Genomic DNA, 26,701 nt, shown 5'->3' with positions numbered 1-26,701 from the left:
CAGTATCGCCAGCGACGCTGGCCCCCTTTATTCGAGGAAGAAGACCCATGCGGATGGACAAGCTCACCTCCAACTTCCAGAAGGCGCTGTCCGACGCGCAGTCCCTGGCGGTCGGTCGCGACAACAACATCATCGAACCGGTGCACGTGCTCAGCGCGCTGCTCGACCAGCCCGGCGGCAGCAGCCGGCCATTGCTGGCCCAGGCCGGCGTCAACGTGCCGGTGCTGCGCGAGCGGCTGGCCGAGTCGCTGGAGGCGCTGCCCAAGGTCTCCGGCCAGGCAGGCAACCTGTCGATGGGCAATGACCTGAGCCGCCTGCTCAACACCACCGACAAGCTGGCCCAGCAGCACAACGACCAGTTCATCGCCAGCGAGTGGTTCCTGCTGGCCGCCGTCGACGATGGCGGCGCGGCCGGCATGGCGCTGCGTGCGGCCGGTGCTGACAAGAAGAAGATCGAGGCCGCCATCGACAAGCTGCGCGGCGGCGAGACCGTGCAGAGCGAGAATGCCGAGGAACAGCGCCAGGCGTTGGAGAAGTACACCATCGACCTGACCGCGCGCGCGGAGAGCGGCAAGCTCGACCCGGTGATCGGCCGCGACGAGGAAATCCGCCGCACCATCCAGGTGCTGCAACGCCGGACCAAGAACAACCCGGTGCTGATTGGCGAGCCCGGCGTGGGCAAGACCGCCATCGTCGAAGGCCTGGCCCAGCGCATCATCAATGACGAAGTGCCCGAAGGCCTGCGCGGCAAGCGCGTGCTGTCGCTGGACATGGGCGCGCTGATCGCCGGGGCCAAGTTCCGCGGTGAGTTCGAGGAGCGCCTGAAGGGCGTGCTCAACGACCTGGCCAAGAACGAAGGCCAGATCATCCTGTTCATCGACGAGCTGCACACCATGGTCGGTGCGGGCAAGGCCGATGGCGCGATGGATGCGGGCAACATGCTCAAGCCGGCGCTGGCGCGCGGCGAGCTGCACTGCATCGGCGCGACCACGCTGGACGAGTACCGCCAGTACATCGAGAAGGACGCCGCGCTGGAGCGCCGCTTCCAGAAGGTGCTGGTGGGCGAGCCCACGGTCGAGGACACCATCGCCATCCTGCGCGGCCTGAAGGAGCGCTACGCCGTGCACCATGGCGTGGAGATCACCGACCCGGCCATCGTTGCCGCGGCCACGCTGTCCAACCGCTACATCACCGACCGCCAGCTGCCGGACAAGGCCATCGACCTGATGGACGAGGCGGCCTCGCGCATCCGCATGGAGATCGATTCCAAGCCGGAGGAGCTGGACCGCCTGGAGCGGCGCCTGATCCAGCTCAAGATCCAGCGCGAGATGCTGAAGAAGGAGAAGGACGACGCCTCGCGCAAGCGCCTGGCCGACCTGGAAACCGACATCGACACGCTGGAACGCGAGTTCTCCGACCTCAATGAAATCTGGAAGTCGGAGAAGGCCGCATTGCAGGGCGCGACCAAGATCAAGGAGCAGGTGGAGAAGGCCAAGCTCGACCTGGAGGCCGCGCAGCGCCGGCAGGATTTCGCCAAGATGAGCGAGATCCAGTACGGCGTGCTGCCCAACCTGGAAAAGCAGCTGCAGGCCGCGCAGGAAATGGAGCGCAAGGACTTCAAGCTGGTGCAGGACAAGGTCACCGACGAGGAGATCGCCGAGGTGGTCTCGCGCTGGACCGGCATCCCGGTCAGCAAGATGCTGGAAGGCGAGCGCGACAAGCTGCTGCGCATGGAAGACATGCTGCACAACCGCGTGGTCGGCCAGGAAGAGGCGATCCGCGTGGTGTCCGATGCGGTGCGCCGCTCACGCGCGGGGCTGTCCGACCCGAACCGCCCGAGTGGTTCGTTCCTGTTCCTGGGCCCGACCGGCGTGGGCAAGACCGAGCTGACCAAGGCGCTGGCCGACTTCCTGTTCGATTCATCCGACGCGATGGTGCGCATCGACATGAGCGAGTTCATGGAGAAGCACAGCGTGTCGCGCCTGATCGGTGCGCCCCCGGGTTACGTCGGCTACGAGGAAGGTGGCTACCTGACCGAAGCGGTGCGCAGGCGCCCGTACAGCGTGATCCTGCTGGACGAGGTGGAGAAGGCGCACCCGGATGTGTTCAACATTCTGCTGCAGGTGCTGGACGATGGTCGTTTGACCGACGGCCAGGGCCGCACCGTGGACTTCCGCAACACCGTCATCGTGATGACCTCGAACCTGGGCTCGCACCAGATCCAGGACATGAGCGGCGACGACAGCCCGGAGGCCTACACGCAGATGAAGGCGGCGGTGATGGGCGTGGTGCAGGCGCACTTCCGCCCGGAGTTCATCAATCGCCTGGATGACATCGTGGTGTTCCACCCGCTGGACAAGCAGCAGATCAAGCAGATCGCGCGCATCCAGATGCGTGGCCTGGAGAAGCGCTTGGCCGAGCGTGGCCTGAGGCTGGAAGTCTCCGATTCGGCGTTCGACCTGCTGGGCAACGTGGGTTTCGACCCGATCTATGGTGCGCGTCCGCTCAAGCGTGCGATCCAGGCGCAGTTGGAGAATCCGTTGGCGCAGAAGATCCTGGCCGGCGAGTTCGCCAGCGGCGACACCATCGAGGTGGAAGCCGGCGGGGCGGGGCAGCTGCAGTTCCGCAAGGGCTGAGTGTGAAGTGCTGCCCCTCACCCCAACTCCTCTCCCGCGTGCGGGAGAGGGGCTTTGAAAGCGTGACTGCAGGCAGCGTTTCATCTCGCCATAAATGAGCCCCTCTCCCGCGTGCGGGAGAGGGGTTGGGGTGAGGGCGGCATTAAAAGCAAAGCGCATCAGCTCATGCCATCGCGGCACAAGTAACCACTGCAACCGTCGCCGCCTGCGCGGCGGTGTTGGGCTAATGTCAGCAGTTCTCTATCCGGCAGAGCGCCCCGATGACCGACCCGCAGTGGAAGCCTGAAACCATCGCCGTGCATGGCGGTTATTCGCCCGACCCGACCACCCGCGCGGTGGCGGTGCCGATCTACCAGACGGTGGCCTACGCCTTCGACGACACCCAGCACGGTGCCGACCTGTTCGACCTGAAGGTCGCGGGCAACATCTACACCCGCATCATGAACCCCACCACCGATGTGCTGGAAAAGCGCATCGCGGCGCTGGAAGGCGGTGTTGGTGCGCTGGCGCTGGCTTCCGGCCAGGCCGCCATCACCTATGCGATCCAGACCATCGCCGAGGCCGGTGACAACATCCTGGCCTCCAGCGCGCTGTATGGTGGCACCTACAACCTGTTCGCGCACACGCTGCCGCAGTTCGGCATCCAGACCCGCTTCGCCGACTACCGAGATCCGCAGGCCTTCGCGGCACTGATTGACGCGCGCACCAAGGCGGTGTTCGTCGAATCGATCGGCAACCCGCGCGGCAACATCACCGACATCGAGGCGATCGCGAAGATCGCGCATGCGCACGGCGTGCCGGTGATCGTCGACAACACCGTGGCCACGCCGTACCTGCAGCGCTCGTTCGATTTCGGCGCGGACATCGTGGTGCATTCGCTGACCAAATACCTTGGCGGGCATGGCACCAGCCTGGGTGGCGCGATCGTGGATTCAGGCCGCTTCCCGTGGGCCGAGCACAAGCAGCGTTTCCCCCGGCTCAACACGCCGGACGTGAGCTACCACGGCGTGGTCTATACCGAAGCGCTGGGGCCGGCGGCCTACATCGGCCGCGCCCGCGTGGTGCCGCTGCGCAACACCGGTGCGGCGATCTCGCCGTTCAATGCGTTCCAGATCCTGCAGGGCATCGAGACGCTGGCATTGCGCATGGACCGCATCAACAGCAATGCGCTGGCAGTGGCGGCCTACCTGCAGAAGCACGCCAAGGTGGCATGGGTGAACTACGCCGCGCTGCCGGATCACCCGGAGCATGCGTTGGTGCAGAAGTACCTGCGCGGCCATGGCTCAGGCGTGCTGACCTTCGGTCTGCCGGGAGGCCGCGAGGCGGGGGCCCGGTTCCTCGACGCGCTGCAGTTGTTCACCCGCCTGGTGAACCTGGGCGACGCCAAGTCGCTGGCGACCCATCCGGCCTCGACCACCCACCGTCAATTGGACGAAGCCGAGCTGGAGAAGGCCGGCGTGACCCTGGATACGGTGCGGCTGTCGATCGGCATCGAGCACATCGACGACCTGCTGGCCGACCTGGAGCAGGCGTTGGCCCAAGCGTAAGGCGGGGTGTGAGGGCGGGCGACGCACTGGCGTCATCCGCCTGCGGCAAGACAGGTCTTGCCCATGAACGCAGACGGAGCGCCCGTTGCTTGGCAAACATCGGTGCAGATGGCTGGAACGTAGCCGCCTCCCCGCAGGATGGTGATTGATTTGACCGATTTGGCCGTCCGGTGCTATCTGCTGATCGAAAGCGACAGGGGGTATCTCCAGGATGAGGATTCCGGCGGGCAAGGCGGCGATGTTCGTGTTGGTGTTGGTCCTGGTGGCCGTGGCATTTCATCTGGTTCGCAGGTCTGCCGTACCTGGTCCGGCGGGCGTGCTGGATGCGCGCGCACCATCAGGCGCGTCGGCTGTCGAGGTTGATGATGCGTCGTCAATGCGTGTGCCGCCGGTGGAGGCTGTGCCGACCGTGCCGCGTGCCCTGCCATCGGCTGGCTTTGATTCGCGCGAGAACGGCTTCCGCTGGAATCCCCAGAATCCTGGTGTGGCTGCCAGTGCAGAGGATGCGCGTTGGCTGGGCGCACGTGGCTTTCCCGGGCCGGATGTCGAACGCCATCTGCTCGGCCTCCCCTTGGTAACGTTGCAGGAGTTGTCCGAGCGCGGCAATCCAGCAGCACTTGCCTTCTATGCCTATCATCTGGCGCGCAGGGGCGCACCGCGCGAGCAGGTGTTTGCCATGCTCGATGCCAGCGCGGCGTCGGGCTCGGTGTACGCGCTGAAGATGGCCGGCGACATTGCCTTCACGATGAAGGATCAGCGTGACATGGCGTTGGCGCGTGCCTATTACGGGCTACAGGCGCGGGCCGGCGATCAGGCGGGATTGACGCAGGCCTACATGGTTGATGTGGTGCTCTCCGACGAGCAGCGGTTCCGGGCGAGCCTGATCGAGGAAGACCTGTGGCGACGGATTCGGCCGACTGGCGGTCAGGAAGGCGAGGTTCGGCCGGGCTTCAAGGCATTCGTCGAACAGGGGCGGAGAGCGCCCTCCATGCCCTGACGTGCCCGCGACGCGGGCCGGGTGTGGACGTGTGTCCCGGGGTCTCCCTCACCCCAACCCCTCTCCCGCTGGCGGGAGAGGGGTTGGGGTGAGGGCCGCTTTCGCGACGCAATCACCACGCAATCGTGAACCGCTTGCCCACGTGCTTCGGTGTCTCCAGTTCGTCAACCACCGCCAGGGCCAGGTCGGCCGGGCTGATGGTGCCGACGCCGTCGCCGGTGTTCAGCGGGGTGTCGCCGTCGACGCGATAGCGGCCGGTGCGCTCGGTCGGGCCGCCGCCGTGGAAGGCTACCGGCGGGCTGAGCTGGGTCCAGTCCAGCGTGGTTTCCTGCTTCAGCTCGTTGAGCGCATCGCGCGCGGCGTTGGCGCCATCGAAGATCGCGGCCGGGAAGTTCGGAGAATCCACCAGCTGGGTGCCGTCCGGTGCGTACAGGCTGCCGGCGCCGCCGATCACGATGTAGCGCTTCACGCCGGCGGCCTTGGTGCCGGCGACGATGGCGCGGGTGCCGCTCATGAAATCCCGGTAGATGTCCGGGTTGCTCCAGCCGGCGTTGAAGGCGCTGATGACGGCATCGTTGCCGGCCACCGCAGCCTGGACCTGGGCGGCGTCCTGGGCGTCGGCCTTGACCGTGCGCAGGTGCGGGTGGGCGGCCAGCTTCTCGGGATGGCGGGCCAGTGCGGTGACGTCATGGCCACGGGCCAGCAGTTCTTCCAGCAGGGCCTGGCCGACGAAACCGGTGGCGCCGATCAATGCGACTTTCATGGTGGGTACCTGGTGTTGTGTGGGACTGGCGACAGTGTCCTCCCGGAGCCGGGCCGGTGGCAGTCGCAAAAATCCACAATCACCTTGAAGCCATGCTTCACAATGGGCGGCAAGGAGGTGGCCGATGGACAGCTTGAAACGCATGGCCCTGTTCGCCCGGGTGGTGCAGCACGGTTCGTTGAGTGCGGCGGCGCGCTCGCTGGGGATGAGTACCTCGGCGGTCAGCCAGCAGTTGCGCGTGCTTGAGCGTGAAGCCGGGGTACCGCTGCTGCACCGCTCCACGCGGCGGTTGGCGCTGACCGATGTCGGCAGCCGCTACTACGCGGCCTGCGCGCGCCTGCTGGATGCGGCCGGCGAGGCCGAGGCGGAATTGTCGGCGGCCCGGCAGGAGCCGGTCGGCGAACTGCGGGTGTCCGCCCCGCTGGGCATGGCCGACCAGATTGGCCCGGCGCTGGGCCAGTGGTTGCACGACAACCCGCAGCTGCGCGTGCACCTGTACTTCGACGATGGCTGGACCGACCTGCTGCAGGCGCGCATCGACGTGGCCCTGCGCTTCGGCCAGCTGCCGGACAGCGACTGGATGGCGCAGCGCATCGGCACCCTGCAGCGCTGGCCCTGCGCCGCGCCGCAGTGGTTGCAGGCCCATGGCATGCCGACCGATCCACTGCAGGTGCCGGCCGGTGATTGGCTGGGGGTGGCGCAGGTGCCGGGGCTGGTCTGGCGGCATCCGGCCAGCGGCCAGGAGTGCCTGGTGCCGGCGCATCCGCGCATCGTCAGCCAGAACCAGCCGGCGGTCCGCCAGTTGTGCATGGCCGGTCTGGGCGTGGCGGTGCTGACCTGCCTGGACGTGAGCGCGCAGTTGGCCAATGGCACGCTGCAGCGCCTGTTGCCGGGGTGGGAGGTGCCGCCGCTGCCGGTGTGGGCGGTTACCCCCCATCGTCAATGCCAGCCGGCCAAGGTGAAGCAGGCCATCGCGTTGCTGGAGGCGCACCTGGCCGGTATCCCGGGTGCGGTGTCGATTGCGCAAGATCGGAAACGCCGGCGCTGAGCACGGCTGCTGGAATGGGACCACCTTCAACGGAGTTCGATCATGAAAACGCAGGCCGTCTCCCATTTGCCCCGGCTCGATCGCGTGGTTGCCTGCCTGCAGCAGGCGGTCAACGACGGTGGCCCGCTGCCGGACCTGGAAGCGCTGGCGGCGGTGGCGCATTACTCGCCGTTCCATTTCCACCGCGTTTACCGGGCGCTGACTGGCGAGACCATCGGTCGCACGGTGCAGCGGCTGCGCCTGCTCAAGACCCTGCAGCGTCTTGGCCGAAGCGATGCCAGCGTCACCGAGATCGCATTGCTGGCCGGTTATGACACCCCGCAGGCACTGGCGCGGGTGCTGCGCGAAACGTTGAATGCCAGCCCCACCGAACTGCGTGCTGACCCGGGCCTGCTGGAGCGGCATGTCGCCGGGCTCTCCCGGCCCGCCAGCGGATCCACCGCAGCGGCGGCACCGCTGAGCGTGGAGGTGGTGACGCTGGAGCCGTTCGAAGTGGTTGCGATGCGTGCACAGGGGGCGTTCGACGACCTGGATGGTGCGTTCGGCCTGCTGTTCGGCTGGGCGGCGGAGCAGGGGCTGGTCGAGCAGTTGCAGCAGCTGATTGGTATCCCGGTGGACGACCATCGCGAACTGCCGGCCGAAGCGTTGCGCTTCGATTGCGCGCTTGCCCTGGACGCGACGATCCCCGCCCTGCCCGAGCCGTTGCAGCTGCGGCGCATGGGCGGTGGTCAATGGGCGCGGCTGCGCCATGTCGGCAGCTATTCCGGGCTTGAGGAGGCAACCGACCGGTTGCTGGCGGAGTGGTTGCCGGCCAGTGGTCATGCGCTGCGCGATGTGCCGCTGCATTACCACTTCCTGGATGACCCGGAGCACACTCCCGAGGCGATCCTGCGCGCCGACATCCACCTGCCGCTGGTGGGTTGAAAGGGCGGAGGCAGGAGCGGCCTTGGCCGCGAAGCAGGCGATGCAACCGGCGGTCAGGTGACTGCAATTGCAGCGCTCCCATCACGGTGCGGAGTGGCTCAGCTTTGCGGCCGAGGTCGCTCACATGGCTTGGGTCGTGGGCGCAGGCCCGGGGGCACCCGGTACACCGACATTCCATCGCCCTGCTGGCGTTGGGTCAGGCGCCGAGCGTGGCCGCCGCGCCGGGGCGCAGGCTGCGGTAGGGCGGGGTGGACAGGATCATCTCCGCCAGCGAGTAGGCCAGCTCGCGCTCGGCCATCACCGTGCCATCGGCGCCGTGCTCGAGCAGGTGGCGGACTTCGGCGTCGCTGTGCGCGCGTGCCAGCAGGGTCAGGTTGGGGTTGATCGCGCGCAGCTTGGCCAGTGCCTCGCCCGATTCCAGCGGCTGCGGGATCGCCAGCACGGCGATCTTGGCGCGCTCTGGATGGGCTTCGGCCAGCACGCGGTCGGCCGCCGCACTGCCACGGATGCCGGGGATGCCGGCCGCATGCGCGCGCTCGACGTGCTCGCGGTTGTCGTCGATCACCAGCACCGGTACGCCGCGGTCGCGCAGCACCTGCGCCAGCTCGCTACCGACGCGGCCATAGCCGATGACGATGGCATGGTCGTGCAGGTCCAGCGACGGGCCCGGCGGGATGTCCGGTACTTCCGGCACCGGCGTGGTTTCCTTGTGGCGTGCCTGCCAGCGGTCGAGCAGGCCGAACACCAGCGGGTTGAGCATGATCGAGACCAGCGCGCCGGCCAGTACCAGCGATTGGCCTTCCGGCGGCAGGATCTTCAGCGCCACGCCGAGCCCGGCGATGATGAAGGCGAACTCGCCGATCTGCGCCAGCGAGGCGGAAATGGTCAGCGCGGTGCCCTTGGAATGGCCGAACGCGCGCACGATGAAGAAGGCGGCGGCCGACTTGCCGAACATGATGATCAGCACGGTGGCCAGCACCTGCCACGGGTGCTCGACGATGATCGCCGGGTTGAACAGCATGCCCACCGAGATGAAGAACAGCACCGCGAAGGCGTCGCGCAACGGCAGCGAGTCGTGCGCGGCCTTGTGGCTGAGCTCGGACTCGTTGAGCATCATGCCGGCGAAGAACGCGCCCAGCGCGAACGACACACCGAACAGTGCCGCGGCACCGAAGGCCACGCCCAGCGCGATGGCCAGCACGCTCAGGGTGAACAGTTCGCGCGAACCGGTGCCGGCGACCTTCTCCAGCACCCACGGGATGACCCGGCGCCCGACCACCAGCATTACCACCACGAACAGGCCCAACTGCACGAAGGTCCAGCCGATCGAGCCGAGCAGCCCCATCAGCGAGGGGCTCTTGCCGCTGGCTTCCGGGCCGAACACCTCGGCGATCACCGGCATCATCACCAGGGCCAGCACGCAGGCCAGGTCTTCCACGATCAGCCAGCCCACCGCGATCTTGCCGCGCGTGGTCTCCAGCAGGCGGCGTTCCTCCATGGCGCGCAGCAGCACCACGGTGGAGGCGGTGGCCAGCGAGAAGCCGAAGATCACCCCGTGCAACACCGGCCAGCCCATCAGCGTGGCCACGCCCCAGCCGAGCAGGGTGGCGACCAGGATCTGGCCGATCGCTCCGGGAATGGCGATCGTCTTGACCTCCATCAGGTCCTTCAGCGAGAAGTGCAGGCCCACGCCGAACATCAGCAGCATCACGCCGATCTCGGCCAGCTGGTTGGCCAGCGCCTGGTCGGCGACGAAGCCGGGGGTGAACGGGCCGACGATGACACCTGCGATCAGATAGCCAACCAGCGGCGACAGCCGCACCTTGTTGGCCAGGGCGCCGAGCACGAAGGCGAGGCCCAGGCCGATGGCAATCATGTTGATCAGGGCGGTGTCATGGTGCATCAGGGCTCGCGGGGTCGGGTGGGGGATGCCTCGATTCTAAAGGCCGCATTGCTTTTCATGCGGCAAAGTGGATGAAAAATCTGGATTTTCTTTGTTGCGCGGGTGGAAGGGTGAGCCCCGTCGCCCACAAAGGAAAATGCCCCGGTCTCCCGGGGCACCTTCCTTTCACGACGCGGGGGCGTCCTTACCAGCTGTAGCTGATGCGGCCGTAGACATAGGCGCCGTTGAAGCCGAACGGCGAGTAGTTGCTGTACGGCATCATCCCGTAGGTGGAGTTCACCAGGTTCTCGACGCGGTCCGGGTACTCGTCCAGCAGGTTGTCCGCACCGACGGTGAGCTTCCAGTTCTCGCTCGGCTTGAAGCTGGCCGAGGCGTCCACGATCCACTTGGCATCGTAGGTCTGGTCGCGGGCGGCACTGGCCGAGTTGCGCACCGTGAAGCTGCCGTGGCGCGTGGCTGCCAGGCCCAGCTCCCAGCGGTCCGAGCGCCAGGTGCCGCTCAGGATCGCCTTGTCACGCGGGAAGCTGTCCTCGATGCGGCCGATCTCGTCGCGGCCGATCAGCGACTGGGTGATGCCCAGCGCCGCGAAGGCGGCCGGCGAGGCGGCGAACTTCTTCACCTCGGTCTCGTTGTAGCTGTAGGCGGCAGTCAGCTCCAGGCTGCTGGCGCTGAACGGCACGGTGTAGCTGGAGACGACGTCCACGCCGCGGGTGCGGGTGTCCAGGCCGTTGGTGAAGTAGGCGAACTGGGTGACCTGCGGCAGGCCCAGGCCGGACAGCAGCGCCTGCGCGGCCGGGGTGCTGTTGATGTTGGAGGACAGGATGATGCGGTCGTCGATGTCGATCTGGTAGGCATCGACGGTCACGTACAGGCGGTCCACCGGCTGCAGCACCAGGCCGGCGCTGTAGGACGTGGACGACTCGGCCTTCAACGGCGCCGAGCCCAGCGCCCGCGCCGCGGCGCTGTTGGCCGGGAACGTGCCCTTCTCGTAGAACACGCCGTCGGTGATCGAGCTGGTCACCGCCTGGTAGCTCTGCTGGGCCAGCGACGGCGCGCGGAAACCGGTGGAGGCGGTGGCGCGCAGCGCGACCTTGTCGGTGAAGGCATAGCGCGCGGACAGCTTGCCGGAGAATTTGTCGCCGAAGTCGGAGTAGTCCTCGTAGCGGCCAGTCAGGCCGGCGGAGAACTTGTCGGTGAGGTCGGCCTCAAGGCCCGCGTAGACCGCGTAGTTGTGGCGGTCGGCGTCCACTTGGTTGTTCGGCGTGAAGCCACCGAAGCCCTGCGCGCCGAACAGCGAGCCCGGGATGCCCAGGCCGCCATCGTTGTAGGACGCCGCCTCGCCCGGCAGCTGCTTCCACTTCTCCTTGCGGTACTCAGCGCCGAAGGACAGCGTCACCGGGTACGCCAGGCCCCAGTCCAGCGCCTGGGTGAAGTCGGCGTTGAGGATGTCCTGGCTGTACTCCAGGCGGCCGTCGTAGAAGCTGGTCTGGCTGCCCGGGCCGTAGGTGTAGTTGATGCTGTTGCGGGTGTGGAAATCCAGCGTGTTCTCGCCATGGTTGGCGCTCACGTCCCAGCTGAAGCCGCCCTCGGTGCTGCCCTTGACGCCGGCCACGATCGAGCGATCCCGGGAGTACTGGTTGATCTGCGGCGTGAAGCCGTTCGGGTACACCTGCGCCAGCAGCGCGCCCTGGTTGTTGTGGTTGGGCGAGCGGTAGAACGCGAAGGAGGTGATGTCGCGGTTGCTCAGCAGCGCGTTGGCGTAGCCGGTGACGTTGTCGCTGAAATTGAAGGTGAGGTTGGCCGACACCGCGGTGGCATCCACGCGGGGGTCGCCGACGACGAAGGTCTTCTCGCCGATGTCCGGGAAGTTGCCGATGTTGGGCGAGGTGCCCAGGTACGGGCCGGCGCGGTTGCTCTCGTCCTGCTGACTGACCTGGCCGGCCACGTGCAGGCTGCCGCGGTCGTCGGCGAAGCCGATGCCGGCGTCGCCGGAGAGCTGGTACTTGTTGCCATCGCCGGCCGAATACTGGCCGTAGTCCACCGCCAGGCTGCCGCCGCTGCCACTGCCCTTGAGCACGATGTTGACCACGCCGGCGATGGCGTCGGAGCCATACTGGGCCGAGGCGCCGTCACGCAGCACTTCCACCCGCTCGATGGCGGCGATCGGGATGGCGTTGATGTCCACCGCCGAGGAACCACGGCCGATGGTGCCGTTGACGTTGATCTGGGCCGAGGTGTGGCGGCGCTTGCCGTTGACCAGCACCAGCACCTGGTCCGGGGACAGGCCGCGCAGCTGCGCCGGGCGGATGCCGCTGGTGCCGTCGGTCAGCGCCGGGCGCGGGAAGTTCAGCGAGGGCAGGGCGCGCGACAGCGCGGTGGCCAGCTCCGAGGTGCCGGTGGACTGCAGGGCCTCGGGGGTGATGATGTCGATGGGCGATTGCGACTCGGCGACGGTGCGGTCGGCCACGCGGGTACCGGTGACGATCACGGTGTCCAGGGTCTGGGCACCGGACTGGGCCAGAGCGGGCAGGGCCGGGGTGGACAGGGCGATTGCGACGGCGATGGCGATGGCGAGCGTACTGGACTTGCGGTTCATCAGATTGCAGCTCCGATTGTGGGGGCGGCGCCGGGCGAAAGGTGATGCGTTTCGCGGATCTCTGCGGTGCGCCATTAACGGATTAACCAAAAATTTACCTCGTGTCAAACCGTTTCGCCGCGTCTAAATCGTTGCTTTTGAAAGCAATATTGGATCGGGTGACAGACATCTGACCGGGCAAGTACCGGTTCCCCATGCGCGCGGAAGGGTGCAATGCGGCAATGGGAAGTGAGTCAAGTATTCGTTAACGCTAGAATCGCGTCGCAGGAATGTTCCTTACGTCTACATTCCTTTTCGTTATAACGGACCCCCTCATGATTGCCCTTCGTAATTTCGCCCTCCGCCGGGGCGAGCGCCTGCTGTTGTCCAACGTCGACCTCACCCTGCATGCCGGCTACCGCGTCGGTGTGGTGGGCCGCAACGGTGCCGGCAAATCCAGCCTGTTTGCCGCCGTGCGCGGCGAGCTGGAAGCCGACAAGGGCGACGTGTCGCTGCCGGGCAAGATCCGCATCGCCGACGTGGCGCAGGAAACCCCGGCACTGCCCGACCGGGCCATCGACTTCGTGCTGGGTGGTGATGACGTGGTGGCCGCGGTGCTGGCCGAGGAAGCGGCCGCCGCCGAGCGCGAGGACTGGGAAGCGGTGGCCAATGCCCACCAGAAGATGGCCGAGCTGGGCGCCTATGACGCGGAGGCACGCGCCGGCAAGCTGCTGCACGGCCTGGGCTTCCCGGCCGAGACCCACAACCGTCCGGTGGCGGCGTTCTCCGGTGGCTGGCGCGCACGCCTGAACCTGGCCCGCGCGCTGATGATGCCCAGCGACCTGCTGCTGCTTGACGAACCCACCAACCACCTGGACCTGGACGCGGTGTACTGGCTGGAGCAGTGGCTGCTCAAGTACCCGGGCACGCTGCTGCTGATCTCGCATGACCGCGAGTTCTTGGACAACGTGGCCACCCACACCCTGCACCTGCATGGCGGCAGCGCCAAGCTGTACGTGGGCGGTTACACCGACTTCGAGCGCCAGCGCGCCGAGCACCTGCGCCAGCAGCAGATCGCGCACGAGAAGGAACAGGCCGAGCGCGCCCACCTGCAGAGCTTCATCGACCGCTTCAAGGCGCAGGCCAGCAAGGCCACCCAGGCGCAGAGCCGCATGAAGCGCCTGGCCAAGATGGCCGGCACCGAGGCGGTGCGCGCCGAGCGCGAGTTCCGCATCGAGTTCTCCGAGCCGGCCAAGCTGCCGTTCTCGCTGATCCGCCTGAACCACGTCAACGCCGGCTATGGCGACGATGCGGTGATCCTGAAGGACGTGGGCTTCGGCCTGGAGGCCGGCCAGCGCGTGGGCCTGCTCGGGCCGAACGGCGCCGGCAAGACCACGCTGGTGAAGACCCTGGTGGGCGACCTGTCGCCGCTGGCCGGCGAGCGCAGCGCGCACCCGGACATGAAGATCGGCTACTTCGCCCAGCACACGGTCGAGTCGCTGCGCGAAGGGGCCACGCCGATGGACCACTTCCGCGATATCGACCCGGACGGCGTGAACCAGAACTTCCGCGACTTCCTGGGCAAGTGGAATTTCCCGGGTGACCGCGCCTTCGAGCCGGTGGACGGGTTCTCCGGCGGTGAACGTGCACGCCTGGCGCTGGCGCTGATCGCCTGGCAGCAGCCCAACGTGCTGCTGCTCGACGAGCCGACCAACCACCTGGACCTGGAAATGCGCGAGGCGCTGGCCGAAGCGCTGAGCATCTTCGAAGGCGCGATCGTGATGGTCTCGCACGACCGCCACCTGATCGGCCTGGTCTGCGACACCTTCTGGCGCGTGGCCGACGGCGTGGTCGAGCCGTTCGCCGGTGACCTGGACGAGTACGCCGCATGGCTGCGTACCCGTGCCAGCGCGCAGGGCTCACGCAACAAGTCCGACCGCGTCGAGAAGGCACCCGCCCCGGCCCCGGTGCAGCAGGTAGCCCCGGCCAAGCCGGCGACGGCGAAGAAGCCGGTCAACCCGCACAAGCTGGAAGCGGCCGAGAAGAAGGTAGAGCAGCTGGGCGCATCGTTGGCTGACATCGACCGCCAGCTCGCCGACCCGGCCAACTACGCCGACGCGGCGAAGATGGGCAAGCTCGGCGGCGAACGCGAGGTGTTGGCGCAGCAGCTCGAACAAGCCGAGGCCGCCTGGATGGAACTGCTGGGCGACTGACGCGGCAGATGCGGGCTGGGCCGCGACGCCCAGAGTGCTGGAATAAAGGCATTCCCGGCAACTGCAACAGCCAAAGCCGACCCCTCCCCAACCCTCCCCTTGGCTGCGCCAAAGGGAGGGGCAAGAGCAGGCTTGGCGGCGCGCTGCCAGATCGCATGAACCGCCCCCTCCCTTTGGCGCAGCCAAGGGGAGGGCTGGGGAGGGGTAGTGTCTGCTCCCGTTCCCCGCTTCCTGCTTTTGCTCCCGTCACGCCGCCCAAGGCCAGCCACCGGCCTAACCCCCTTCCTGCCCCCCCAACCACAATCGGAACCGCTTCATCGCCTCACGCTCCTCGCGTGAGCGCAGCCGCGTCAACCAGTAACGCCCGAGCGCCAATGTCTGCGCGAACGGTTGCACCAATCGCCCCTCGGCCAGTTCCTGCTCGAACATGCGCAGCGGCAGCAAGGCCACGCCGGTCCCCGCCGCGGCTGCGCTGGCCAGCGTCAGCGAAGAGTCGAACATCGGCCCGCGGGCTTCCACGCCACTGACACCGGCCGCCTGCAACCAGCGCGGCCACTCATCGCCGCGGTACGAGCGCAGCAACGGTACGTTGGCCAGGTCGCGCGCACGCTTGAGCCGGCGCGCCAGCGCCGGAGCGCAGGCAGGTGCGAACGGGGCATCGACGATGGCCGTGCAGTCCTGGCCCTGCCAGTCGCCGTCGCCGAAGCGGATCGCGAAATCCAGGCCTTCGCCAGCCAGATCGATGCGGTTGTTGTGGGTCTGCACGCGCAGTTCGATGTCCGGATGCGCGGCCTCGAAATCGACCAGCCGCGGCAGCAGCCAGCCGGTGGCGAAGGTGCCGACCACGCCCACCGTCAGTACTTCGCGGAAGCGACCGCCGACGAAGCGGTCCAGTGCGATCGCCATGCGGTCGAAGGCCTCGGTCAGCACCGGGTACAGCGCCGCGCCCTCGTCGGTCAGTGCCACCCCACGCGGCAGGCGATGGAACAGGCTGACCTGCAGGCGGTCCTCCAGTGTCCGGATCTGGTGGCTCAACGCGGCCTGGCTGACGCACAGTTCCAGCGCCGCACGGGTGAAGTTGAGGTGCCGGGCCGCCGCCTCGAAGGCACGCAGGGCATTGAGCGGGAGCTGGGGGCGGATCATGGCAGCCATAACGCGTGATGATGGACGGGGGCATTATTCCGCTTCCCGCGATCCGTTTTGGGTGATTGCCACAAATTTATCTAATGGCTCCCGCTGATTATTCGCGCTGGTGGCGAGGGGGCGGGTTTCCAATACTCACGGCCACCCATTGCCAAGGAGCGTTCGCATGCTTGCCCGCCGCCAATTCCTGAAGTTCGGAGGTGCCGCCCTGCTCAGCAGCGTGGCCATGCCTGCGCTGGCGCGCCTTGGGGCGGGCGCCGGCGCGACGCCGGCGGGCGATGACTTCGCGGCGCTGGAAGCGCTCAGTGGCGGCCGGCTCGGCGTATGCCTGTGGAATCCGGACAGCGGCGTGCGCATCGGTCACCGCATGGAGGAGCGCTTCCCGATGTGCAGCACCTTCAAGTTCCTGTTGTCGGCGGCGGTACTGCATGCCGCCGACCAAGGGCAGCTGTCGCTGGACCGGCGCGTGCCGGTGCGCGCGCATGACATCCTCAGCAACTCGCCGGGCACCGAGCGCCATGTCGGCAAGGACATGACCGTGCGCGACCTGTGCCGGACCACGATGATCGTCAGCGACAACGCGGCGGCCAACCTGCTGCTGCCGCTGGTCGGCGAGCCGGCCGGGCTGACCGCGTTCCTGCGCGCGCAGGGCGATGCGGTGACCGTCACCGCGCGCTACGAGCCGGAAGCCAACCGCTTCGCGCCGGACGACCCGCGTGACACCACCAGCCCGGCGGCGATGGCCGGCAACCTGCAGCGGTTCGTGCTCGGTGATGCGCTCGGCACCGCTGCGCGCCAGCAGCTGGCGGACTGGCTGATCGACAACGAAACCGGCGATGCCCGCCTGCGGGCCGGCCTGCCCGAAGGCTGGCGGGTCGGTGACAAGACCGGCAGCAACGGCAGGGACACCACCAACGACATCGCCGTGCTGTGGCCGGCCGCGGGCGGTTCACCGTGGATCCTGGCCAGCTATCTGCAGGGTTCTGCACTGGACGATGACGGCCGCAATGGCATCCTGCGCCGCGTGGGGGAGCTTGCTGGCGCCCGCCTGCGCTGACGGGTTCGTCGCGGGGGCAGTGGCCGGTGCGCGCAACCCGCGCATCCGGTCGCAATCAAAAGGCTCCCATGAGCAAGGAACTCATCTACCTGCTGCTGATCTTCGCGTTGCTGGTGATCCCGCGCGCGCTGCAGCGTTTCAGTATTCCCGCCCCGCTGAGCTGCCTGGTGTTCGGCATCGCCGCGATGCTGTGGCTGGGCAACAGCGCGCACGACCCGGTGGTCGGCCTGCTGGCCACGCTGGGCATCTCCTCGCTGTTCCTGTTCGCCGGCCTGGAGGTTGACCTGGCCGACCTGCGCAAGGGCATGTGGCCGCTGTTGGCGCATCTGGTGATCCGCAGCGCCACGCTCACCGGCGTGGCCTGGCTGGCCTGGCATTACGCCGGCCTCCCGTGGCAGGCCGCGGCCCTGCTGGCGCTGGCGCTGCTGACGCCGTCGACCGGCTTCATCATGGACTCGCTGTCGCAGCTCGGGCTGGACGAGGCCGAACGGTTCTGGGTGAGCAGCAAGGCCATTGCCGGTGAACTGCTGGCGCTGGCGGCGCTGTTCGTCGTGCTGCAGGCCGGGGATCCGCTGCACATGGGGCTGTCCAGCCTGGCCCTGATCGCGATGATGGTCGGCCTGCCGTTGCTGTTCATCGCCCTGGGGCGCTGGGTGGCGCCGCATGCACCCGGCTCGGAGTTCTCGCTGCTGGTGATGGTGGGCATGCTCGCGGCCTACATCACCTATTCGCTGGGCGTGTATTACCTGGTGGGCGCCTTCATCGCAGGGCTGGTGGCACGCCTCCTGCAGCAGCGCATGCCGTCGTTGGCCTCGCATGACAACCTGCATGCGCTGCGCCTGTTCGCTTCGTTCTTCGTGCCGTTCTACTTCTTCAATGCCGGCACCAAGGTGCCGAGCGAAGCGCTGAGCTTCGAGGCGCTGGGGCTGGGGCTGGTGATCACGCTGGTGGTGCTGCCGTTGCGCATCGGCGTGGTCTGGCTGCAACGCCGGCTGATGTTCGGCGAGAGTTTCCGTTCCAGCCTGCGGGTGGCGTTAGCACTGTCGCCGACGCTGATCTTCACCCTGGTACTGGCCGCGATCATGCGCGAGCGCTTCGCCATTCCGGCGGTATTGTTTGGTGCACTGCTGCTGTACGCGGCGCTGACCACGCTGCTGCCGTCGCTGGTGTTCCGCCGCCCGCTGGACGTGGATCCGCTGCAGAACGAGTCCGAGCCCGGTGCCGATCACGCGTTGCAGGACGACGCCGTAAGAGAACCCGACGCAATGCCCGGAACCGAACAGGCCGCCGTAAGAGACGCCTGATCACGCCGAACGTCCCGTTATGATCGCTGCCGGCATGCCTCGTCGCCCGGACGACGCAGCCCTGGGGGATGGCGATGGAACGGAACAGCTGGCAGCAGGTGCGGGCGTTGTTCGATGCGGTGTGCGAGATGGAACCGTCGCAGTGGCGGGCCGAACTCGCGCGCCTGAGCGGCGATCCGGAAGTGATCGCCGAGGCGCTGGAATTGCTGCACGCGCAGACGCGCGAGTTGCGCAGCGCACGCGAGCCACTGGAGCAGTTGCTCGGTGCGGTGATCGCGTCGGAGCTGGCCGAAGGTGACCGCATCGGCCCCTGGCGCCTGCGCGAGCGGCTGGCCAGCGGTGGCATGGGCATCGTGTTCCGCGCCGAGCGCGCCGATGAGTTGTACGTCCAGGAAGTGGCGATCAAGTTCCTGCAGGGCGCGCCGGGTGCGCGCGTGGCCGAGCGGCTGGCAGCGGAGCGGCGCATCCTGGCCAGCCTGCAGCATCCCAACATCGCGCGCTTGTACGACGGTGGCAGCACGCCGGCGGGCCAGCCCTACCTGGTGATGGAGTACGTGCGCGGCGAGCCGCTGGACGTGTACTGCAACCGGAAGCAGCTGGACCTGCAGCAGCGCCTGGCCCTGTTCCTGAAGATCTGCAGCGCCGTGCAGGCCGCGCATGCGCGCCTGGTACTGCATTGCGACCTCAAGCCCGCCAACATCCTGGTGCGCGCCGACGGCGAGCCGGTGCTGCTGGACTTCGGTGTCTCGCGCCTGTTGGAGGAGGAACAGGAGGATGCAGGCCGCGGGCAGTTTTTCACCCCGGCCTACGCGGCACCGGAGCTGCAGTCCGGGCAGTCGGTCGGGGTGGCCGGTGATGTGTTCAGCCTCGGCTGCCTGTTGCTGGAGCTGCTGGCCGGCAAGGGCGGGCGACGCGGCGCGCTCGACGCCGGCCAGGCGGTGGCCTCTCCCAGCCGGGTCGCCGGTGCCGATTGCCCGTGGCCGAAGGCGCTGCGCGGTGACCTGGACGCCATCGTCGTCCGCGCCGGCGCGGTGTCGCCCGAGCAGCGCTATCCGTCGGTGGAAGCGATGGCCGCCGACATCACCCGCTACCAGCAGCATCGGCCGGTGCAGGCCCGCAATGGCGGGCGGTTGTATCGCACCGGGCGCTGGTTCCGGCGCTACTGGAAAGGCGCCGGCATGCTGTTGGTAGTGTTGCTGGTGGTTGCCTGGTTCGTCTGGCGGCTGGACCAGGCGCGTGCGCGCGCCGAGCAGGAGGCGCGCGTCGCCCAAGAGGTCAGCGACTTCCTGGTCTCCTCGTTCGACGCCGCCAACCCCCGCAAGGGAGAGTTGCGGGGCAGCAATGACGTCACCGCGCGCGAGGTGCTCGAGGCCAGCCAGGCGCGCATCGACCAGCAGCAATGGACCTCGCCGGTGATCAAGGCCCGGCTGCAGTCGGTGCTGGCCCAGGCGTTCCAGAACATCGGCCAGGTCAAGCGCGCCGAAGCGTTGTACCGGGATGCCATCCCGGTACTCGCCGCGGCGGGGGCGAGCGGCCGCGACATCACCGCCGTGTCGCTCAACGAGCTGTCCACGTTGCTGGCCAACGCGCAGCGCGGCAAGGAATCCGAGCAGTTCGCCCGCCAGTCGCTGGCACTGGATGCCCCGCGTCCCGGCCAGCTGCGCATCGCGCAGGCCTACAACTCGCTGGGGCTGGCGTTGAACATACAGCGTCGCTTCGATGAATCCGAGCAGGCGTTCGATCGGGCATTGAGCATGCACCACGCGCTGGGAAGCAGCCCGCTGCGGATCGCCACGGTGAACCAGAACAAGGCGCTGATGTACATCGAGAAGGGCGACTACGTGCCGGCCGAGAAGATGCTGCGCCATGCGGCCGAGCTGCGCCGCCCGTGGGGCACGCGGACCTTCGAGTGGTGGTCGGGGCAATACGTGCTGATGCGCGCCATCGCCGCCCAGGGCCGTTACCAGGAGGCCTTGGACGTCAGCGGTGAAGTACTGGTGCTGGCCCGGCACCTGTTCGGCGAGGTCAACGACAACGTTGCTTCGATCCACAACGAACGCGCCGCCGTGCTGCAGGACCTGGGGCGTTACGCCGAAGCCGCCGCCGAGTACCGGCACGGCCTGGACCAGTACGTGCGGCTGGACGTGGCGCAGACCATGGATGCCGGGATCACGCTCAACAATCTGGCAGGGCTGGAGCAGGCGCGCGGTGACGCGGCCAGCGCCGATGCGCTGTTCCGGCGCAGCCTGGCCATCCGCCGCGCGACCGTGGGCGATGACGTGCCGCCGGTGTGGATCGTGGAGGCCAACCTGGCACGCCTGCTGGTCGAGGAAGGGCAGCTGCAGCAGGCGCGGCCATTGATCGCCCATGCACGCGCGGGCTGGGCGCGGCAGGTGGCGGCCGAGCATCCGCGCCGGCTGCTGGCCGAGGCGATCTGGGTGCAGTTGCTGGTGGCCGAAGGTGACCTTGCCGGCGCCGATCAGTCGCTGGCGGCGATCAAGGCACAGCTGCAGGGCAATGACATCCGCGTGGAGCGGCGCTACCTGTCGGTGCTGGCCGAGCGGCAACGCAAGGCCGGTGATGCCGCTGCCGCGGCGCAGACCCTGCAGCAACTGGTGGGGCTGTATGAAAGCCAGGTCGGCCGCGATTCGGTGGAGACGGCGCAGCAACGGGTCCGTCTGGCCGACGCGCAGGCCGCGGCGGGGCAGTGCAGGGCGGCACAGGAACAGGCGCGCATCGCCTGGACGGCGGTGGAACGCGAGTTGCTGCCGGCCAGCACGCTTCGCCGGCGTGCCCAGTCGCTGCTGGCGGTGTCGGGGTGCGCGGCCGGCTAGGATCGGCCAGTCCAACTGGCCTCCTGCGCGGGTGTGCCCATGATCGCGCCGCAGTCCGATTGCCGGGTGCCGCGTGCGTGGCTAGGGTCGCGGGCATGCAACGGAACCCCCTGTTCGTAGCGCTGGGCGCAGTGGTGCTGCTGACGAGCGGCTGCACGGCCCGTGTCGAGGACTCGCGCTCCGCCGACGCCTTCATGCAGGCGTTGGCGAGCCACTGCGGGCAGGCCTTCGCCGGGCGGGTGACGGTCAACGAGCCGGCGTCCAGCGTGCCCGACCCCTTCGAGGGCAAGCCACCGGTGCTGCATGTCGCCGAATGCACGCGTGGTGGGCAGGCGGTGCGCTTGCCCCTGCACGTGGGCGATGACCATTCCCGGACCTGGGTGTTCACCCGCGTCGCACAGGGCCTAAGGCTGCGTCACTACCAGTGGCGCGCGGATGGCAGCCCGGATGAGGTCAGTGACTTCGGCGGCCTGTCGTTGCCGCCGGGGAGCGCGCGGCGGCAGGCGTTCGCGGTGGACGCGCCGTCGATCGCGATGTTCCGGCGGATCGGCCTGCCGGCGTCGCTGGAGAACCACTGGACGGTGGACGTACAGCCGGGGCAACGCTTCAGCTACCAGTTGTCGCGGCCGGACGGGCGGGTGTTCCGGGTGGAGTTCGATCTGCGCCGGCCGGTGGCGTTGCCGCCGCCGCCGTGGGGCTTGCCGGCGCAGGCGCCCTGACCGCGGCTTGCCGGGGCAGGGGGCAACAGCTAGGGTCGGGGCATGAACCATCCATCCCGTCGTCTCCTTTCCTGCCTGCCGCTGGTTGCAGTGCTTCCCGTCCTGCCTGCCCTGGCGGGCGATGCGGCCCCCGCCGACCGCTTCATGGCCGCCGTGGCCACGCATTGCGGCCAGGCCTTTGCCGGGCGCGTGGTCCGCAACGTGCCGGCGTCAACCACCCCGGATCCGTTCGAAGGCAAGGCGCTGGTCATGCACGTGCGGGGCTGCGATGCGCCGGCCCGCGAACTGCGGGTGCCGTTCCATGTCGGCGGGGACCGCTCGCGGACCTGGGTGCTGACCCGCCAGCGGGACGGCCTGCGCCTGAAGCACGACCATCGCCACGAAGACGGCACGCCGGATGTGGTGACCCACTATGGTGGCGACACGGTCGCCGCCGGCACCGCCGTGCGCCAGCAGTTCCCGGTGGATGCCGCATCGGTGGCGATGTTCAGCGCCGAGGGCATGGCCGCATCGCTGCAGAACACCTGGGCGATGGAAATCGAGCCCGGCCACCGCTTCCTGTACGAGCTGTCACGGCCGGACGGGCGGCTGTTCCAGGTTGAATTCGACCTGAGTCGCCCGATCACGCCGCCGCCACCGCCGTGGGGCAGCGACACGACGGAAAAGGGCGCCTGACGGCGCCCTTTCCATGTTTCCGTCCGCGGCAGGCGCGGCTTCAGCGGGCGCCGAAGCGGGCCCGGCAGCCGTTGTTCACCCACAGGCTGTTGCCGTTGTAGCCCCAGCTGCGACCTTCGATGCAGGGCGAGCTGGACAACTGCCGGATCACCACCGGCCGGCCGGCGCGGCGCTCCCATGCGCACGAGCGCATGCGGTTGCCATCGCTGGCGCATTCGACGACGTAGTTGCTGCCACCGCCCCAGCCACCGCCACCGCCGCCGCCCCAACCGCCACCACGGCCTTCGGCGAACTCGGCGCGGCAGCCGCCGTTGACCCAGATCGAACCGTTGTTGCTGCCCCAGTTGCGGCCTTCGATGCAGCGGGTATCGGAGAGCTGGCGCACCAGCGTGGCGCTGCGCCAGCCGGTGCGGCAGACCTGCTGGCGGCCGGAGTTGCTTTCGCAGCGGATCGTGCCCGCGTTGCCTTCCCAGTTGCCGCCGCCGCCACCGCCGCCCCAGTTGCCGCCACGGCCCTCGGCGAACTCGGCCCGGCAGCCATTGCTCACCCACACGTTGCCGTTGCTGCTGCCCCAGCTGCGGCCTTCCACGCACTGGCTCTTGGACAGCTGGCGGACCAGCACGCTGCGGCGCCAGCCGGTGTTGCAGACGCGCTGGCGGTTGTCATTGCTGTCGCAGCGGATGGTGCCGCTGTTGCCGGGGTTGCCACCACCGCCCCAGCCACCGCCGCCGCCCCAGTTGCCGCGGCTTTCGGCGAATTCGGCGCGGCAACCGCCGCTGACCCAGATGGTGCCGTTGTTGATGCCCCAGTTGCGGCCCTCGACGCAGCGCGTATCGGAGAGCTGGCGGACCACGGTGGCGCCGCGCCAGCCGGTCACGCAGGTCCGTTGGCGGTTGCTGTTGCTCTCGCAGCGGATGGTGTCGCCGTCGTAGCCATAGGACTGGGCGTGGGCCGGCGCGGCGAGCAGTGCCAGGGGCATCAGGGCGGTCAGGCTGGTGAGCAGAAGGTGGCGATGCATGGCGTCATCCCTGTTCAGGTTTAGGTGGCGGAACTATAGGGGCAAGCCCGCTTAAGCCCATGTGACTGAATGGCGGATTTGCCCCGGCCTGCCGTCGGCCGCAAAATACGGGGCTGACCGGCGCGCTTCCGCGCCGGCGTCCCCCTGCGGAGTTTTCCATGCGTACCCATTTCTGCGGCCTGGTCGATGAGACCCTGATCGGCCAAACCGTGACCCTCGCCGGCTGGACCGACGTGGCCCGTAACCAGGGCGGCGTCTGCTTCATCGATCTTCGCGATCACGAGGGCATCGTGCAGGTGACGGTGGAGATCGACAACGCCGAGGTGTTCGCCGTGGCCGCGTCGCTGGGCTACGAGGACGTGCTGCAGGTCGAAGGCGTGGTGCGCGCCCGCCATGCGGTCAACGACAAGATGCGCACCGGCAAGGTGGAGGTGATCGCCACCGCCATCACCGTCCTCAACAAGGCCGCGCCGCTGCCGTTCCACGCCCATGAGAACCCGGGCGAGGACACCCGCCTGAAGTACCGCTACCTGGACCTGCGCCGTCCGGAGATGCAGCGCATGCAGCGCACCCGCATCAAGCTGGTGCAGGCGCTGCGCCGCCACCTGGACGTGCGCGGCTTCCAGGACATCGAGACCCCGATCCTGACCAAGGCCACCCCGGAAGGCGCCCGCGACTTCCTGGTGCCGGCGCGCATGCACCCGGGCGAGTTCTATGCCCTGCCGCAGAGCCCGCAGCTGTTCAAGCAGATCCTGATGGTGGCCGGCTTCGACCGCTACTACCAGATCGCCCGCTGCTTCCGTGACGAGGCCCTGCGTGCCGACCGCCAGCTGGAGTTCACCCAGCTGGACATGGAGTTCGCCTTCGTGCGCGAGCGCGACGTGCAGGACTTCGTCGAGGACATGATCCGCTCGATCTTCAAGGAAGTGGTCGACGTCGAGCTCGACGCCCAGTTCCCGCGCATGACCTGGGCCGAGGCGATGCGCCGCTACGGCTCGGACAAGCCGGACCTGCGCATCGACCTGGAGCTGGTCGACGTGGCCGAGCTGGTCAAGGGCAGCGAATTCGCCGTGTTCACCGCCGCGGCCAATGACGCTGACGGCCGCGTGGCCGCGCTGCGCATCCCCGGTGGTGCCACGCTCAGCCGCAAGCAGATCGACGAATACGCCGCCCACGCCGCCAAGTACGGTGCCAAGGGCCTGGCCTACATCAAGATCGCCGACAACGGCGAGGTCAGCTCGCCGATCCAGAAGTTCTTCGCCGAGGACGCCTTCGCCGCGCTGCTCAAGCACGTCGGTGCCGGCAACGGTGACATCGTGTTCTTCGGCGCCGGTGGCTACAACAAGGTGTCCGACTTCATGGGCGCGCTGCGCCTGAAGGCCGGCAAGGACTTCGGCCGCGTGGCCGAGGGCTGGCGCCCGCTGTGGGTCACCGACTTCCCGATGTTCGAATGGGACGAGGAAGAACGGCGTTACGTCGCCCTGCATCACCCCTTCACCGCCCCGGCGGTGGACGACGTGGCCGACCTGCGCGCCAATGCCCGGACCGCCGTCTCGCGCGGTTACGACATGGTGCTCAACGGCAACGAGATCGGTGGCGGCTCGATCCGCATCCACCGCCCGGAGATGCAGAGCGCGGTGTTCGAGCTGCTGGGCATCGGTGCCGAAGAGGCCCGCGCCAAGTTCGGCTTCCTGCTCGACGCGCTGAACTACGGCGCGCCGCCGCACGGCGGCATCGCCTTCGGCATCGACCGCATCGCCGCGCTGATGGCCGGCACCGAGTCCATCCGTGACGTGATCCCGTTCCCGAAGACCACCGGCGCGCAGTGCCTGATGACCGACGCCCCGTCGCCGATCGCCGACGTGCAGCTGGCCGAAGTGCACATCCAGGTCCGTCCAAAGACCAAGGACTGAGTCGGATCAACGAGGCGCGAGAATACCGCTCCCTTCTCCCGTTCGCGGGAGAAGGTGCCCGGAGGGCGGATGAGGGCGCCGTGCTGTGGTTCCTCCTCCTATCTTTTCCACTCCTGACCTGATGAACATCCGCCGCGCCACCCCCGACGATGCCGCGCTGTTGTGCGCGCTGGCCGAACGTACCTTCGTGGAGACCTTCGGCCACCTGTACCCGCCGCAGGACCTGGCCGACTACCTGGCCACTGCCTATCCGGTGGACGGGCAGCGCCAGCAGCTGGCATCGGGCGACTACGCGGCCTGGTTGCTGGAAGTGGACGGGCAAGCGGTGGGCTTCGCCTTCGCCGGCCCCTGTGGTCTGCCGCACGCCGACGTGCAGCCCGGCGACGGAGAGTTGAAGCGCCTGTACGTGCTGCGCGAGCACCAGAACGGTGGCCGCGGCGGGCAGTTGTTCGCCGAAGCACTGCAATGGCTGCAGGCGCGCGGCGGGCAGGCGCTGTGGATCGGCGTGTGGTCGGAGAACCTTGGCGCGCAGCGCTTCTACGGCCGGCAGGGGTTCGTGCCGGTGGGCAGTTACGAGTTCCCGGTGGGCCAGGTGCGCGACAAGGAGTTCATCCTGCGCCGCCCGTTGGGCTGAACGCATCGGGATTGGCCAGAAGCAGGCCCCGCCCACCCTCACCGGCAACCGACACCGCTTGGCGCTCCCCGGAACTTCGTCCAGACTGCCCCCATGTCGCATTCTTCTTCGCGCCAGCCGCGTGTGCTGTTGCTGCATGGCATCTGGAACCCCCGATCCTGGCTGATGCCCTTGGCGCTGCGCCTGCGCCAGCAGGGCTTCCGGGTTGACCTGTTCGGCTATCCCAGCGTCTTCGGCGGCCCCGACATCGCGGTGCCGTCGCTGCTGGAGCGGCTGCGGGGCAGCGGCCCGATCCACCTGGTCGGGCACAGCCTGGGCGGGTTGGTGGCGCTGGAGGCGCTGCGCCAGGCGCCCGATCTCGACGTTCCCCGCGTGGTCTGCCTGGGCTCGCCGCTGTGCGGCAGCGGCACCGCCCGCGCGCTGGCCGAGCATGGCTGGTCCAAGGCATTGGGCCGCAGCGGCAGCCTGCTGCTGCATGGCCTGCCGGAATGGCATGGCCGCGCGGAAGTGGGCCTAGTCGCCGGCAACGTCGCCCACGGCCTGGGCACCCTGATGGGCGCCCTGCACGGCGACTCGGACGGGACCGTCGGGCTGGAAGAAACCCGCCTGCCGGGCCTGACCGACCATTGCGTGGTGCCGGTCAGCCACACCGGGATGGTGCTCTCGGCCGAGGTGGTGGCCATGACGGCGGCCTTCCTGCGCCAGGGGCGCTTCCCCAGCGAGGCGGCGCGTTACGCCGGATGACGGCCGCGGCGAGGGGATCAGGTAGAATTCGCCCCCTGTTCCTGACAGATGTAC

General features: G+C 68.3%; 19 protein-coding genes. 14 read left to right on the top strand and 5 right to left on the bottom strand.

What is annotated here, in order from left to right; genetic code table 11:
• Positions 1 to 47: 47 nt before the first annotated feature.
• The 3 genes from clpB to ATCM_RS15385 all read left to right on the top strand — a co-directional run bounded on the left by clpB (position 48) and on the right by ATCM_RS15385 (position 5,180).
• Positions 48 to 2,636, top strand: coding sequence for an ATP-dependent chaperone ClpB (clpB, locus tag ATCM_RS15395; RefSeq protein ID WP_132865357.1), 2,589 nt, complete (start codon positions 48 to 50; stop codon positions 2,634 to 2,636).
• Between the two features lie 260 nt (positions 2,637 to 2,896).
• Positions 2,897 to 4,183, top strand: coding sequence for an aminotransferase class I/II-fold pyridoxal phosphate-dependent enzyme (locus ATCM_RS15390; protein ID WP_132865356.1), 1,287 nt, complete (start codon positions 2,897 to 2,899; stop codon positions 4,181 to 4,183).
• 211 nt (positions 4,184 to 4,394) lie between these two features.
• Positions 4,395 to 5,180: a hypothetical protein gene (locus ATCM_RS15385; protein ID WP_132865355.1), complete on the top strand. Its 786-nt coding sequence runs from the start codon at positions 4,395 to 4,397 to the stop codon at positions 5,178 to 5,180.
• Positions 5,181 to 5,292: 112 nt separating this feature from the next.
• Here ATCM_RS15385 and ATCM_RS15380 read toward each other — a convergent pair whose 3' ends face one another.
• A complete protein-coding gene (locus ATCM_RS15380) occupies positions 5,293 to 5,943 on the bottom strand; it encodes an NAD(P)H-binding protein (RefSeq protein WP_132865354.1) in 651 nt (216 codons plus the stop codon).
• A gap of 124 nt (positions 5,944 to 6,067) precedes the next feature.
• On the opposite strand from ATCM_RS15380, the gene ATCM_RS15375 reads away from it, so the two are divergent.
• On the top strand, positions 6,068 to 6,991 hold the full coding sequence (locus ATCM_RS15375) for a LysR family transcriptional regulator (RefSeq protein WP_132865353.1): 924 nt from the start codon (positions 6,068 to 6,070) through the stop codon (positions 6,989 to 6,991).
• Positions 6,992 to 7,033: 42 nt separating this feature from the next.
• Entirely contained in the window at positions 7,034 to 7,915 is an 882-nt protein-coding gene (locus ATCM_RS15370; RefSeq protein ID WP_132865352.1) for a GyrI-like domain-containing protein, read from the top strand.
• A gap of 196 nt (positions 7,916 to 8,111) precedes the next feature.
• Here the strand turns inward: ATCM_RS15370 and ybaL are convergent, their stop codons facing one another.
• Complete coding sequence (gene ybaL / locus ATCM_RS15365; RefSeq protein ID WP_132865351.1) at positions 8,112 to 9,818, bottom strand: YbaL family putative K(+) efflux transporter; 1,707 nt, start codon at positions 9,816 to 9,818, stop codon at positions 8,112 to 8,114.
• A 184-nt stretch (positions 9,819 to 10,002) separates the two neighbouring features.
• Entirely contained in the window at positions 10,003 to 12,414 is a 2,412-nt protein-coding gene (locus tag ATCM_RS15360) for a TonB-dependent receptor (protein ID WP_132865350.1), read from the bottom strand.
• Between the two features lie 314 nt (positions 12,415 to 12,728).
• Here ATCM_RS15360 and ATCM_RS15355 point away from each other — a divergent pair, with 314 nt between their 5' ends.
• A complete protein-coding gene (locus ATCM_RS15355) occupies positions 12,729 to 14,606 on the top strand; it encodes an ATP-binding cassette domain-containing protein (protein ID WP_132865349.1) in 1,878 nt (625 codons plus the stop codon).
• A gap of 273 nt (positions 14,607 to 14,879) precedes the next feature.
• On the opposite strand, the gene ATCM_RS15350 is transcribed toward ATCM_RS15355, so the two are convergent.
• Positions 14,880 to 15,749 (bottom strand): LysR family transcriptional regulator, encoded by an 870-nt coding sequence (locus ATCM_RS15350; protein ID WP_132865348.1) that lies wholly within the window; start codon positions 15,747 to 15,749, stop codon positions 14,880 to 14,882.
• Between the two features lie 166 nt (positions 15,750 to 15,915).
• On the opposite strand from ATCM_RS15350, the gene bla reads away from it, so the two are divergent.
• From bla to ATCM_RS15325, 5 genes are all read left to right on the top strand, one after another.
• Positions 15,916 to 16,806: a class A beta-lactamase gene (bla, locus tag ATCM_RS15345; RefSeq protein ID WP_132865347.1), complete on the top strand. Its 891-nt coding sequence runs from the start codon at positions 15,916 to 15,918 to the stop codon at positions 16,804 to 16,806.
• Positions 16,807 to 16,874: 68 nt separating this feature from the next.
• Entirely contained in the window at positions 16,875 to 18,110 is a 1,236-nt protein-coding gene (locus tag ATCM_RS15340; RefSeq protein ID WP_132865346.1) for a cation:proton antiporter, read from the top strand.
• Between the two features lie 74 nt (positions 18,111 to 18,184).
• Complete coding sequence (locus ATCM_RS15335; RefSeq protein WP_165931197.1) at positions 18,185 to 20,944, top strand: tetratricopeptide repeat protein; 2,760 nt, start codon at positions 18,185 to 18,187, stop codon at positions 20,942 to 20,944.
• 95 nt (positions 20,945 to 21,039) lie between these two features.
• On the top strand, positions 21,040 to 21,663 hold the full coding sequence (locus ATCM_RS15330; protein ID WP_132865344.1) for a hypothetical protein: 624 nt from the start codon (positions 21,040 to 21,042) through the stop codon (positions 21,661 to 21,663).
• Between the two features lie 42 nt (positions 21,664 to 21,705).
• Positions 21,706 to 22,338, top strand: a complete 633-nt coding sequence (locus ATCM_RS15325; protein WP_132865343.1) for a hypothetical protein — start codon at positions 21,706 to 21,708, stop codon at positions 22,336 to 22,338.
• Between the two features lie 40 nt (positions 22,339 to 22,378).
• On the opposite strand, the gene ATCM_RS15320 is transcribed toward ATCM_RS15325, so the two are convergent.
• Positions 22,379 to 23,356 (bottom strand): DUF3011 domain-containing protein, encoded by a 978-nt coding sequence (locus tag ATCM_RS15320; protein ID WP_132865342.1) that lies wholly within the window; start codon positions 23,354 to 23,356, stop codon positions 22,379 to 22,381.
• A gap of 158 nt (positions 23,357 to 23,514) precedes the next feature.
• Here ATCM_RS15320 and aspS point away from each other — a divergent pair, with 158 nt between their 5' ends.
• From aspS to ATCM_RS15305, 3 genes are all read left to right on the top strand, one after another.
• A complete protein-coding gene (gene aspS, locus ATCM_RS15315) occupies positions 23,515 to 25,269 on the top strand; it encodes an aspartate--tRNA ligase (RefSeq protein ID WP_132865341.1) in 1,755 nt (584 codons plus the stop codon).
• Positions 25,270 to 25,387: 118 nt separating this feature from the next.
• Positions 25,388 to 25,903 carry a GNAT family N-acetyltransferase gene (locus tag ATCM_RS15310; protein WP_207911854.1) on the top strand — a complete coding sequence of 172 codons (516 nt, stop codon included), beginning with the start codon at positions 25,388 to 25,390 and terminating at the stop codon, positions 25,901 to 25,903.
• 93 nt (positions 25,904 to 25,996) lie between these two features.
• Positions 25,997 to 26,647, top strand: coding sequence for an alpha/beta fold hydrolase (locus tag ATCM_RS15305; RefSeq protein ID WP_132865339.1), 651 nt, complete (start codon positions 25,997 to 25,999; stop codon positions 26,645 to 26,647).
• Positions 26,648 to 26,701 lie beyond the last annotated feature (54 nt).

The organism is Stenotrophomonas sp. ATCM1_4, assembly GCF_004348115.1.
Classification (GTDB): Bacteria; Pseudomonadota; Gammaproteobacteria; order Xanthomonadales; family Xanthomonadaceae; genus Stenotrophomonas; species Stenotrophomonas capsici.
Note: the sequence above shows the minus strand (reverse complement) of the source record. Positions and strands in the feature narration are given on the sequence as shown.